The 11,788-nt window shown below is 66.0% G+C and carries 12 protein-coding genes; 8 read left to right on the plus strand and 4 right to left on the minus strand.

The features are described from left to right. Positions 1-159 precede the first annotated feature (159 nt). Together AB0C69_RS26925 and AB0C69_RS26930 are read right to left on the minus strand one after the other, a co-directional pair. Positions 160-903, minus strand: coding sequence for an ABC transporter ATP-binding protein (locus AB0C69_RS26925; protein ID WP_360357981.1), 744 nt, complete (start codon positions 901-903; stop codon positions 160-162). Positions 904-1,051: 148 nt separating this feature from the next. Next, on the minus strand, positions 1,052-2,074 hold the full coding sequence (locus AB0C69_RS26930; RefSeq protein ID WP_360357983.1) for an ABC transporter substrate-binding protein: 1,023 nt from the start codon (positions 2,072-2,074) through the stop codon (positions 1,052-1,054). A gap of 190 nt (positions 2,075-2,264) precedes the next feature. Here AB0C69_RS26930 and AB0C69_RS26935 point away from each other — a divergent pair, with 190 nt between their 5' ends. The 8 genes from AB0C69_RS26935 (at position 2,265) to AB0C69_RS26970 (ending at position 10,172) form a co-directional block, all read left to right on the plus strand. Next, on the plus strand, positions 2,265-3,740 hold the full coding sequence (locus tag AB0C69_RS26935; RefSeq protein ID WP_360357984.1) for an aldehyde dehydrogenase family protein: 1,476 nt from the start codon (positions 2,265-2,267) through the stop codon (positions 3,738-3,740). Positions 3,741-3,766: 26 nt separating this feature from the next. Continuing rightward, positions 3,767-3,961 (plus strand): 2-hydroxymuconate tautomerase, encoded by a 195-nt coding sequence (locus AB0C69_RS26940; protein ID WP_360357985.1) that lies wholly within the window; start codon positions 3,767-3,769, stop codon positions 3,959-3,961. After that, complete coding sequence (locus AB0C69_RS26945; protein WP_360357987.1) at positions 3,958-4,953, plus strand: isochorismatase family protein; 996 nt, start codon at positions 3,958-3,960, stop codon at positions 4,951-4,953. The genes AB0C69_RS26940 and AB0C69_RS26945 overlap by 4 nt, the downstream gene beginning before the upstream one ends. Before the next feature lie 21 nt (positions 4,954-4,974). Beyond that, positions 4,975-6,129 carry an enolase C-terminal domain-like protein gene (locus AB0C69_RS26950; protein ID WP_360357989.1) on the plus strand — a complete coding sequence of 385 codons (1,155 nt, stop codon included), beginning with the start codon at positions 4,975-4,977 and terminating at the stop codon, positions 6,127-6,129. After that, positions 6,126-6,956, plus strand: a complete 831-nt coding sequence (locus tag AB0C69_RS26955) for an NAD/NADP octopine/nopaline dehydrogenase family protein (RefSeq protein ID WP_360357991.1) — start codon at positions 6,126-6,128, stop codon at positions 6,954-6,956. Before AB0C69_RS26950 ends, AB0C69_RS26955 begins: the two co-directional genes overlap by 4 nt. Position 6,957: 1 nt before the next feature. After that, on the plus strand, positions 6,958-7,401 hold the full coding sequence (locus AB0C69_RS26960; RefSeq protein ID WP_360357993.1) for a hypothetical protein: 444 nt from the start codon (positions 6,958-6,960) through the stop codon (positions 7,399-7,401). 276 nt (positions 7,402-7,677) lie between these two features. Continuing rightward, positions 7,678-8,880, plus strand: a complete 1,203-nt coding sequence (locus AB0C69_RS26965; RefSeq protein ID WP_360357994.1) for an HNH endonuclease — start codon at positions 7,678-7,680, stop codon at positions 8,878-8,880. Between the two features lie 344 nt (positions 8,881-9,224). Continuing rightward, positions 9,225-10,172: a hypothetical protein gene (locus tag AB0C69_RS26970; RefSeq protein WP_360357996.1), complete on the plus strand. Its 948-nt coding sequence runs from the start codon at positions 9,225-9,227 to the stop codon at positions 10,170-10,172. Between the two features lie 175 nt (positions 10,173-10,347). On the opposite strand, the gene AB0C69_RS26975 is transcribed toward AB0C69_RS26970, so the two are convergent. Then, positions 10,348-11,076 carry a protein phosphatase 2C domain-containing protein gene (locus tag AB0C69_RS26975; protein ID WP_360357998.1) on the minus strand — a complete coding sequence of 243 codons (729 nt, stop codon included), beginning with the start codon at positions 11,074-11,076 and terminating at the stop codon, positions 10,348-10,350. A 6-nt stretch (positions 11,077-11,082) separates the two neighbouring features. Continuing rightward, a partial coding sequence (locus AB0C69_RS26980; protein ID WP_360357999.1) for a GntR family transcriptional regulator occupies positions 11,083-11,788 on the minus strand: 706 nt, incomplete at its 5' end.

Raw genomic sequence — 11,788 nt, forward strand, 5'->3', positions numbered from 1 at the left:
GCGTCCCGGCGTTCTCGACGGCCGCGGTGTACACCGCGAGCGGGCGCGGCAGCAGGTAGTTGGACGAGCCGTACACGGTGGCCGAGAGCAGCCACCAGCCGCCGACGAACAGGACGAAGACCAGGGCCGGCGGGCCGGCGGTGCGCAGGATGCGGCGGTTCAACGGGAGACCTCCCTCAGGCAGGCGGCGACCTCGGCGCCAAGCGCCGAGAACTCCGGGGTGGAGCGCAGTTCGGGGGAACGGGGGTAGTCGAAGGGGATCTCGAAGATCCGCTCGATCCGGCCGGGGCGCGGCGACATCACCACCACCCGGTGCGAGAGGTAGATCGCCTCGTAGAGGTTGTGGGTGACGAACACCGAGGTGAACCCCTCAGCGCCCCAGATGCGCAGCAGCTCGTCCTGGAGGGTCTCCCGAGTGATCTCGTCGAGCGCGGAGAACGGCTCGTCCATGAGGAAGAACTTCGGGCGCAGCGCGAGCGCCCTGGCCAGGGACAGCCGCATCCGCATGCCGCCCGACAGGTTGCGCGGGTAGGACTTCTCGAACCCGGCCAGGCCGACCTTCTTCAGCGCCGCCGCGGCGCGTTCGGCCCGATCCTGCTTCGGGACGCCCTCCAGTTCGAGCAGCAGCCGGGCGTTGCGCTCCACGGTCCGCCACGGCAGCAGCGTCGGATCCTGGAACACGAACGCCCTGCGGTGCTCGTTCGGGAGCTCGATCGTCCCGGAACTCGGTTCGGTCAGCCCGGCGATGATGCGCAGCAGGGTCGACTTGCCGCAGCCGGAAGGGCCGAGCAGGCTGACGAACTCGCCTTCCCTCATGTCGAGGTCGACCGGGGCGAGCGCCTCGGTCCCGTTCGGGAACGTCTTGGCCACCGCGCGCACGCGGAGCCGTGCGGCTGCGGACACCGCGGCCGGGGACGGAGATGCCTCCTGACGGCCCATGAGCCGTACACCGCCTTTCTGGGGTGGGTCTCTTTCTTCGGATGTTGCGGACGGGGGACCGGGCGCGCCGCCCTCGCGGGCGGCCGGTGCCGGTGGTCGTGGGGCGGGAGCGTTACCGGGACGGGAGGAAGCGGGTGGTGAAAGCGCCCTCGACGTCGGTGGAGCGAGGGATGAGCCCCGCCTCGGCGACCTGGTCGCGGATCCGCAGCCACTGCGCGGGGGTCATCGATCCGGGCGGGGCGGAGACCCAGCGGCCGGTCCGCATCACCTGCGCGGCGAAGTCGACGACGCCCGGGTCGGCCTCCTTGTTGGCGGCCAGGATCGCCCGCTTGCCGATGGCCGGGTCGGTGCGGAAGGCGTCCCAGCCGCGGGCGACCCGCGCCACCACCGAGCGCACCAGTTCCGGATCGCGCTCGATCGTCTGCTCGGTGGTGAACAGCACGTTGCTGTAGGCGGCGTAGCCGCCCTGGTCGGAGACCGACAGCGTGGTGACCTGGACGCCGTCGCGCTTGAGGTAGTACGGCTCGGAGGTCACGTAGCACTGCTGGACCAGCGACCGGTCCTTCTTGAACGCCGCCAGCGAGCCGGTGTAGTTGATCTCCTGGACGCGGTCGAGCCCGTAGTGCCGCCTGAGGTACTCCCACCACGGGCGGCTCTGCACCTTCGCCACCCGCCGCCCGTCGAGATCGCGGAACGACTTGAGGTTCGTGCCGGCGTGCGCGGTCAGGCAGGTGAGGTTGGCCCGGAACGGGGCGAAGACCGCCACGATGGGCAGGCCCTGGCGCCGCGCGACGAGCAGGTCGTCGGCGCCGGTGGCCACCCCGAAGACGGCCTTGCCGGCGGCGACCTGCGGGATGGTCTGGATGCCGGGCCCGCCGGGCAGCACCTTGAGCGGCCGCTCCGCGGCCTTCTCGCCGCCGGCGGAGCCCGGCTGCTCCGCCGCGTGGTAGTAGCCGCCCAGCTCGGCCTGGGGGAACCAGTTGGCGAGGATCGTGACCGGTCCGGACTCCTCGCCCTGATCGGTGCATCCCGCGGCGGCAGGTGCGAGCAGGGCCAGGAGCACGGCGACGGCGAGCGTCCGGTGGGTCGGGTCGGTGCGGTGGGCCGACGCCTTGCTGGGACGTGGGAAGGCCATGCTTCCTCTCTCCGGCCAGGGTTCTGAGGAGGTATCGGTCGCCACGAGGGCAACTGGTATGACATGTACCACTGGCCTGATGTGTGATATGCATTGTTTAGGTCAGTAGCCTCCACCTGCGCAACCCCCCAAGGCCACATTCACAAAGCCGTTACGGACGGTCGTCGATCCGCCCGGAAGGGATCAGCCCATGTCCGAAACCCCTCATCGCCCGGACTGGACACCGCTTCGGCTGCCCGGTGCGGACCACTCCTTCTTCCGCGCCGGCGGCACGGAACTGGTCACCACCGACCCCACGACCGGCGAGCCGGTCGCGGTGCTCGCCACCTCCACGCCCGCCGACGTCGAGGAGCTGGTGGGCCGTGCCCGCCACGCCTTCCGCACCGCCCGGTGGCGCAACGACGGCGCGATCCGCGCCCGGGTCCTGTTCCGGTACGCCGAGGCGCTGCGCGCCGACGCCGACAGGCTCGCCGCCCTCCTCACCCGCGAGCAGGGCAAGACGATCGGCGAGGCCCGGAGCGAGGTGCTCGGATCGGCCGAGATGGTCGAGTTCTACGCGGGCATGGCCCGCACCCTCTATGGCCGCTCGATCGCGCTCGGCGAGCACGCCCACGGCGTGGTGCTACGCGAGCCGATCGGCGTCGTCGGGATCATCACTCCCTGGAACTGGCCGCTCGTCCTGCTGGTCCGGGCCCTCGCCCCGGCCCTGGCCGCCGGCAACGCCTGCGTCGTTAAGCCCGCCAGCCTCACCCCCGCCATCACCGTCGAGGCGCTGGCCCTGCTGGCGTCCGACCCCGACCTCCCGGACGGGATCCTCGGCTGCGCCGTCGGCTCGGGCGGCGTCACCGGCGAGGCGCTCGTCGGCCATCCCGACGTGCACATGATCGCCTTCACCGGCGAGACCGGCACCGGCGTGGGCGTGATGAAGCGGGCCGCCGACGACCTGCGCAAGGTCTCGCTCGAGCTGGGCGGCAAGTCGCCCAACATCGTCTTCGCCGACGCCCGCATGGACAAGGCCCTCGAAGGCGCCCTCAACGCGGTCTTCACCACCACCGGCCAGATCTGCACCGCGGGGAGCAGGCTGCTCGTCGAGGAGTCGGTGCGAGAGGAGTTCGTCGGCCGGCTGGCGGAGCGGACCCGTGCCCTGCGGCTCGGCGACCCCCTGGACCCCGCCACCCAGATCGGCCCCGTGGTGTCCCGCGGCCAGCAGCGGGAGGTGAACGACTACATCGACCTCGGCCGCAAGGAGGGCGACATCCTGGCCGCCGCGGAGCTGCCCGGCGACCTCCCCGAGGGGGCGTTCGTCGCGCCGACGCTGGTCGGCGGGCTGGCCCGCGACTCCCGGCTGGTCCAGGAGGAGATCTTCGGGCCGGTGCTGACCGTCCAGGGCTTCGCCGACGAGGACGAGGCGGTCGCGCTCGCCGAGGACACCGAGTTCGGGCTCGCGGCCGGGATCTGGACCACCGACCTGGACCGCGCCTGGCGGGTCGGCCGCGCGGTCAGCGCCGGCACCGTCTGGATCAACACCTACCACCACTTCTACGGCGAGGCCGAGGTCGGCGGGTTCAAGAAGTCGGGGCTGGGCCGCCAGCAGGGCGTCGAGGGGATCCTCGAGTTCACCGAGACCAAGCACCTGAACTTCGATTCCAGCCCCACCCTCTGGTAGCCACCGACACCCGAAGGAGAACGCCGATGCCGTTCGTCACCGTCCATCTGTGGGAGGGGCGCACCATCGACCAGAAGCGCGCGCTGGCCAAGGCCATCACCGACGCGATGGTCGAGCACGCGGGAGCACGCCCGGATGGGCTGCATGTGGCCATCCAGGAGTACCCGAAGGAGAACTGGGCCCGCGCCGGCGTGCTCGGCACCGACCGGACCGACGCATGAGCGCGGCCGAGGACCACGTCCTGGACGCGCTGGCCCCCGAGAGCTCCGCGCTGCTGCTCATCGACATGCAGAACGCCTTCTGCCACGACGAGGGCACGCTGGGCGTGTCCGGTGTCGACGTCAAGCCGGCCCAGGCGACGATCCGGCCGGTGCGGAGGCTGGCCGAGGCGTTCCGCGCGGCCGGATTCCCGGTGATCTGGACGAAGCAGGTCCACCTGGAACGCGACGCCGCGCGGGCCCGAAAGGTGCTGCCGTCCCACACCAGCAGACGCAAGCGCGTCTCCGCGCTGTCGGGCAGCTGGGACGCCGCGTTCGTGGACGAGCTGGCCGACCTGGCCGACGACCCCACGTACGTGGTGACCAAGCACAGGTTCGGCGCGTTCTACGAGACCCGGCTCCAGTCGCTGCTGGACATGCTCGGCGTCCGGTCCCTGTTCGTGGCCGGCGTCACCGCCAACGCCTGCGTGGAGACCACGCTGCGGGAGGCGTACCTGCGCGACTACGACGTGGTCGCGGTCACCGACGGGATCGCCGCGGTCCGGCCCGACTGGACCGCCACCGCCGAGGCCGTCTGGGCGCACTACCTCGGCGTCCTCGCCGGCAGCGACGAGGTGGCGTCCTGGCTGGAGCGGGCCGCGAGCCCGCGCGCGCTTTCGGTTCACCACCTGCTGCTGGAGGCGGTCGACCTGGACGCCTCCGTCGACTTCTACACCGGCGTGCTGGGCTTCTCCGTCCGCAAGCGCGAGGACTTCCGCGACGGGCGGCGCCTGGTGGTCACCCACCAGGGGCTCGGCCTCACCGAGGGCGGCACCGGTGCGGGCGGCACGCTGCAGCACCTGTGCTTCACCGCGCGCGGCGTCGACGGAATCGCCGAGCGCGCCCGCGCCGCGGGGCACCGGATCGTGCGCGGCCCCGGACCCGGCCCCTACGGCCACACCGTCTACGTCGCCGATCCCGACGGCCATGAGATCGAGCTCGTCGAACCGTCCTGACCCTGACCCCGAGGGATCCCCATGAAGATCAACGACATCCAGGTCCACCTGGTCCGGCTGCCCGCCCGCCGCGACCACAACTGGGCCTCGAAGATGAACACGCCCATCGGCCACCACGCCATCGTCGAGCTGACGACCGACGAAGGAGTCACCGGCTGGGGGGAGGCGCCCGCCGGCGGCACCTGGGGCGGCGCCCACATGCGGTACTACGGCGAGACCCCCGAGACCGTCCAGCACATCGTCCTGGACCACCTGCGGCACGTGGTGGTCGGCCTCGACCCCGCGGAGCCCGCCGTGCTGCACGCCCGCATGGACAAGGTGATCAAGGGCCACCCGTACGCCAAGGCGGCCATCGACATCGCCTGCTACGACGCGACGGGCAAGGCTCTCGGAGTGCCGGTCTCCACCCTCCTCGGCGGACGGCACCGCGACGGCATCGAGGTTGCGCACTCGCTCGGCATCATGGACCTGGAACGCTGCTACGCCGAGGCCGAGCAGGCCGTCGCCGAGGGCGCGCGGACCATCAAGTGCAAGACCGGTCTGGACCCCGAACGTGACGTCACGCTGGTCCGCGAGCTGCGTCGCCGTCTCGGCGACGAGATCAGGATCCGGGTGGACGGCAACGAGGGCTACGCCTCCGTCCACCAGGCGGTCGAGGTGACCCGGCGCCAGGAGGAGCACGGCATCCTGCTGTGCGAGCAGCCCCTCGCGGACGCGCGCGACCTGGCCAAGGTGGCGGCCCGGATCGACAGCCCGGTCATGGCGGACGAGTCGGCATGGACGGTGCACGACATCCTGGAGCTGAACGAGCTGGACGCCGCGGCGTGCTTCTCCTGCTACGTCACCAAGCCCGGCGGCCTGTACCGGGCGCGGCGGCAGGCCGAGATCGCCGAGGACCTCGGCATGTACTGCGACATCGGCGGGTCCATCGAGACCGGCATCGGCAACGCCGCCAACCTCCAACTCGGCGCCGCGCTGCGCATCGCGACCCTGCCGAGCGTCTGCCCGGTGTCCAAGCCCGCAGGGGCCGACGGACCGGAGACCGCCGGGATCTACTACCTCGACGACCTGGTCGCCGAGCCGTTCCGGTTCGCCGACGGGCGGGTCATGGTGCCCGACGGTCCGGGCCTCGGCATCGAGGTCGACCGCACGAAGATCGACAAGTACCGGATATGAGGGTCGCCGTCCTCGGCGCCGGGGCCGGCGGGCTCTCGGCCGTCGTCGAGCTCACCCTGGCCGGCCACGACGTGCGGCTGTGGAACCGCAACCCGATGACGCTGGCGCCGCACACCGCGCGCAAGGCCGTCGGGTACTCGGGAGTGCTCGGAACGGGCGTGGCCGCGCCGGAGGTCATGACGACCGACCTGGCCGAGGCGCTGCGAGGCGCCGAGGCCGCGGTCGTCTGCCTGCCGAGCATCGCCCACCGCGCGCTGTTCACCGACCTGGCCCGCCTTGGGGTGCGGCTTCCGGTCGTGCTCAACCCCGGCCACACCGGGGGAGCGCTGCACGCCCGCGCCGTCTTCGCCGATCACGGGACGAGGCTCCCGCCGCTGGCGGAGTTCTCCACGCTGACCTACGTGGCGCGGGTCCGCTCCGGGACCGTGGTCACCACCGGCAGGGCGGGGACCGTGCGGGCCGCCTGCCTGCCCGGCGGCGAGGAGGCCCTCGACCACGGGCTGCGGCTCTTCCGGGCGGCGTCGCCGGTGCCCGACGTCCTCGCCTCCAGCCTGTCCAACGTGAACCTGGTGCTGCATCCGCCGGGAGCGGTCCTCGGGGCCTCCTGGGTCGAGGCGACCGGCGGCGCCTTCACCTTCTACTCACCTCTGAGTGAAGGGTCGCTACGGTGGCTTCCTGCAATGGGGCTGGCTAGAATGAGGGAAACGTCAAGCAGTTGGGGGTTTAGTGGCAACGCAAAGAGATCAGGATGCCGCTGGCAATCTGGATGGAATTGCCATTGCTGTCGCCTTTGCTTTGACTGGAAGTCTTATCTACTTCCTTCCTGATGTGCTGACTGTGGCGCGGAACTGGGAACCGTGGACCACGATTATCGGGATAGGATTTGGCGTCATTGCCACATGTGGATTGCTGATTGAGATAGAAGGACTGAGTAATCGCAGTGGCTTCGGGCATTGGGGCGTGGGTGCATTGGTTGCGGGGGCGGCTTTCGGCGTCTATTATGCCCTAGAAAAATGGCGCCCGGGGCTCATCTACTCCATATTGATGGTGGCCGTCCTTCTATTGTTGGCGGTGTTTGCCTTCTATGTAATTCTCGCCGGATTTGGTCGATTGCGCAGAGAGGAAGATGAAAGTGCACGGCGGAATACACAAGGCGACTCGACGGGAGGCTCGCGATCAAGCATTGGCGCATATGAATGGGCGTCACTCATCGTTGCAGGTCTATCTTTGTTGAGTTCAATTGTTGCTGCAGCTTTGAGCGAAATGAAGTGACTCGTCTTCTTTTTCGTGTCCACAGTCAGCCTGCTCGCGTTCAGGTGCTTTCGATCTGTGTGGACCGGGTGTGCGGCTGACGTTTGATGTTCGGTACACGCTCTGGGGTCTTGAGTTCTGTTCCTCTGCGTCCATCGCGTAGTTGACGGAGTCCACCCAGTTGGTCGCTTAAGCGAGAGGCAAGGTGTCGGCCGGCGATTCGCTTCAACCCCCCAACTTTGACAGTGAGAACTGATAAGCAGGGAATGCCTGCAGTGCACAGAGATGAGGTTCCCTATGTCCGCTTGGGTCTTGGTCTGCAACCCCAAGGTCTTTCGCCTGGGCGAGATGCTCCAGGATGGCGGCGTACCTGCGATGTGGACCATCGGACGCTATCGCGACATGATCAGCCCTGGAGAGCCCGTTGTCTTGTGGCAGAGCGGTCCATCTGGTGGAGCCACGGCGATCGGGGAGGTTGCCGGACATCCGCACCAGACCTGGGAGACGGCGGACGCACACTACTGGGTTGAGGGAGAGGCTCCGACGGGGGTCCGATGGGTCGTTCCGATTACGGTGACCCACACGATCAGCCCTCCAATCACGCGTGAGGCTATCAAGGCTGAGCCAACACTAGCGGCCTCTACTCTGCTCACCCAGCCGTTCGCTTCCAATCCTCATCATTGGACCGACGAGCAGTGGAAACAGTTCAAAGGGCTGGCTGCTGTCGGAGCTCACGATCTGGTGAGCAGGAGCAACGTAGTTCCGCGGAAGCGGAATCCTAACTGGACATGGGATGAGGTTGTTCTCGCCTGCGACGCGCTAGCACGCAATAACTGGAAGCCTCTGGAGGACACCGATCCCAGAGCTGTTGAGCTCTCGAGGATCTTGCGGAGACTCCCTATTCATGCGGAGGAGTCGCGAGATGCACGTTTCCGCAGTTCCAGCAGTGTTCGGCGCAAAACCGCAGACCTTGCCACGCAACATCCCGCGTACAAGGGCAAGCCCACCAACGGCGGGGAGACTGACCGTAAGGTGCTGCGCATCTTCCTCGATGACCCGGACCGTATGGCGGCGAGTGCGCAAATTATCCGCGAGGGTGCGCTCTTGGGGACATTCGCGGTTCCGGATTTGGCAGACACCCTTGAGGAGCTAGAAACTAGCGCTCCTGAAGGGCGCCTCCTCTTTCGCCGGCACTTGGTGCGCGAGCGAGACCGCGGCCTGCGAACCCGGAAAATCGCACATGCTCGGAAATCGAATCCGGACTTGGCTTGTGAAGCATGCGGGTTTAGCTTCATTCAAACGTACGGACACCGAGGCGCCGACTACATCGAGTGTCATCATGTCATTCCGCTACACGCATCCGGCGAGACCAGTACCAAGTTGGAGGATCTGGCCTTGCTGTGTGCCAACTGCCATCGCATGATCCACCGGGCGGCACCATGGCCCACCCCGGTCGAGTTGCGCGATCTTATTGAACGCACTCGACAGTCGCGACCGTGACCTCCGTGATTTGACTCGAAGCATCCTTGACGGTTACTCACCAGGCCTTGCACTGTCCTCGTACGTTGACCGGCCGCCAGGGTCCGCGCTCAGTCGCGTCAGTCGTCAACCAACGTGCAACTCCGCTCCGGAAGGGCCACGAGAGTTGGGTAGCCGCAAGCAGCATGACGTGTAGCTTGATACAAGAGGTCCTGGTCATCCTAAGGCGTCCGGGGCTTCTTCGGTTGCTCTTGGCCTAAGCGAGGGAACCTCAGGCCCAGTCACGCCTCACCTCGGGGGTGGCTGGTGCGCTCATTTCATCGTTTGTCTCACCTGCGGCGCCCGGACGTGGGAGCATGAGTCACATGACCAATCAACGCGATAACGAGAATGTCGAGCATCAAGAGTCATCTTCGGGCGGAGAGGCTGGCAACTCAAACTACAAATGGCCGAGCTTGGAGAATATTGGACATATTTTAGGGGCTGCCTTCATAATTACCTATAGCGCAGGTCTCGTCATGCACAATGCCTACCTCTATGTGTTCGGAGTATCAGATTTTGGCCTGCTAAAGCCGCGGTATATTTTTACGGGCGTTTTGGCCGGCATTGGATCAAGTTCTGCTTATCTACTTATTGTTGGATGTCAGATTGTCATTCGCCAGATCAGGCAAATACGGCCAGGTCAAGTCAAGTCTGCTTTGATCTTCAAATTCGCCTGTTGTGCTGTTCTTGCAGCTGTACCGTGTCGACTTATATATCGTTTTGCGGACTTTTTGAAGTTGGATTTTGAGACGGCGGTGGCGCTATGCATTACGGCCATGCTGCCTGGAGTTATTGTCAAGCTAATAATTGATCTCGCCTGGGGTGGTCGGAGATTGGAGATCAAGTCCAGGGCCCTCGGACTTAGGGTGGGGGAGGGTGAAGGGGTATTCGTTCTTCAAAAAATAGGTCCCATTCTCTTCTTGATCTTGATTTTTCCCATTGCTTCGTTGGCATTTCTCGGACTCATGGCATTGACGGTCCTTCCGCGGGTCCCACCTTCCCTCGGCGGCATGAAGCCAGCCGTGGTGGTAGTTATATTGCAAAAGGAAGCGGTGCCAGCCGCGACAGATCTCGGTATCCCGACCAATGCTTCGGGGAAAATTCTGCCTAAAACTTTCCTAGTATATGAAGCTGAAGATTTCATCCTGATAGCCGTCTCGGGACCCAAAGCGGAGCCAAAAAAGATAGTCCGCTTTACGTCGGGGCAGGTGGCGGGATGGACAGTACAGGAGAGGTCCGGGAGACGGGAATTTTCGGTTTCGATAATCTGAAGTTGTCCAAGAATTCGAATTGCCTCGGACTTGTGAAGGCTCTCACGGCTGCACTGAACAGTGTTCACTGCCGACAAATCTCGCCTGTGTTTGTTCATCCTGTGAACTTTGTCCTCACGGAGCCTTAAATCGGCTAGGAGCCGAGTAGTGCAAGTTCGGATTCCAGCTTAGGTGATCAGGTCGCACCGTTATTCGGGTCTCGAACATCCATGACGATAACGGTGACGTTGTCCGGGCCGCCGTGGTCGATGGCCAGACTAATCAGATGGTCGGCCGTGCCGCCCGAATTGGTGGACGAGGCCAGGCGGGCCTGTATGAGATCGTTGGGCACGACTGGGCTCAGCCCGTCTGAGCACAGTAGGAACCGATCACCAGCCTGGAGGTTTCTTGTGGTCAGATCGGGTGATCGGCCATCAGGGCGGCCGTCGAGGAAGCGGGCCAGCCGCTCGGGCAAGTGCGGCACGCTGGCGGCGTCGGACATCAGGTTGCCGTAAATGTGATCCTCGGTAATCGGGATCATCTGTGGGGTGCGGCTAGCGCGCAACAGGTAGCCGCGAGAGTCGCCCACGTTTGCCAGCACGAACTTTGACCCGGACCAAAGCATCGCGACCAGGGTGGTGCCCATTCCCGCCAGTTCTGGCTCAGCTTCGATCTTGTTGCGCAGAGCTGTATTAGCTGCGCTGACTGCCTGTCCGGCAACACTTACAAGGTCTGCCTCGGCGACAAGGCGGTCATAGCGGCGCAGAGCCTGGATCGCTGTGGCGCTGGCCGTATCGCCGGCCACGTGGCCGCCGAGGCCATCGGCGACCGCGAACAGTGATTTGCCTGCATAGACCGAGTCTTCATTGCGACGGCGCACGAGCCCGACATGCGTGCGCGCAGCCGCTTCGACTGTGAAGCTCATGCCCGCTCACGTCTCCGTCTGCGCGTCGTCAGAATCCGTAGATTCCTCCGGCCACGGGTCCTGTGCCGACTCATCGCGATGCAGGACATGGACGGTCTCGACTCGATCGCTGGCCACGATGTACTCCGTCACCTCTATGGGCTTGTCGTCTCCTCCCGACGTGCCCACCCGCACGATCTCCAGCACCGGCAAGCTGAGTGGGATCTCCAGTAGCCGTGCCTCGTCCTTGCTGGGCATGCGGGCGCGGTGGAGTTCCATCCAGGTGATCGGCCAGTGGCCGGCCTTCTCCAGGCGATACAGCCAGTCCCCGGGGCCAGGTGCTTGGGATGCAACCTCCGGGGCGGCCTCGACGCCACGAGGGTGGATCCACGAGATGTTGATCTGAAACGGCGGTTCGGAGGCGGGGCCGGTCACCCGGAAGCGACGCATCACCGAGCTGCCTACTGGGACACCCAGCAGACCCGCGATTCGCGGGTCAGTCAGCGGTTCATATGAGGAGGTTGGTGGGACGTGATGCTTCCACACCTCCTGTCCAGACGCCGATGGGAAGGAGTACCCCGGGCTTTCTGTGGCTACGTTCCGCTTCACCAGGTTTCCTCGTGGCCTGCGTAGCCGCATCATGCCGTGGCGGACGATGCTCCCTCGGCCCTGGACAGCCCAGACGTAGCCCTCCGTCTCCAGAGCTCCGATCGCCCGCGCGATCGTGTCTCGG

The organism is Actinomadura sp. NPDC048032 (assembly GCF_040653175.1).
In the GTDB taxonomy this organism is placed as follows: Bacteria; Actinomycetota; Actinomycetes; order Streptosporangiales; family Streptosporangiaceae; genus Spirillospora; species Spirillospora verrucosospora.

Coding starts and splice junctions, on each gene's coding strand:
- AB0C69_RS26955 (WP_360357991.1), top strand. CDS start 6,126: ATGAGGGTCGCCGTCCTCGGCGCCGGGGCCGGCGGGCTCTCGGCCGTC.
- AB0C69_RS26935 (WP_360357984.1), top strand. CDS start 2,265: ATGTCCGAAACCCCTCATCGCCCGGACTGGACACCGCTTCGGCTGCCC.
- AB0C69_RS26975 (WP_360357998.1), bottom strand. CDS start 11,076: ATGAGCTTCACAGTCGAAGCGGCTGCGCGCACGCATGTCGGGCTCGTG.
- AB0C69_RS26940 (WP_360357985.1), top strand. CDS start 3,767: ATGCCGTTCGTCACCGTCCATCTGTGGGAGGGGCGCACCATCGACCAG.
- AB0C69_RS26930 (WP_360357983.1), bottom strand. CDS start 2,074: ATGGCCTTCCCACGTCCCAGCAAGGCGTCGGCCCACCGCACCGACCCG.
- AB0C69_RS26945 (WP_360357987.1), top strand. CDS start 3,958: ATGAGCGCGGCCGAGGACCACGTCCTGGACGCGCTGGCCCCCGAGAGC.
- AB0C69_RS26970 (WP_360357996.1), top strand. CDS start 9,225: ATGACCAATCAACGCGATAACGAGAATGTCGAGCATCAAGAGTCATCT.
- AB0C69_RS26950 (WP_360357989.1), top strand. CDS start 4,975: ATGAAGATCAACGACATCCAGGTCCACCTGGTCCGGCTGCCCGCCCGC.
- AB0C69_RS26965 (WP_360357994.1), top strand. CDS start 7,678: ATGTCCGCTTGGGTCTTGGTCTGCAACCCCAAGGTCTTTCGCCTGGGC.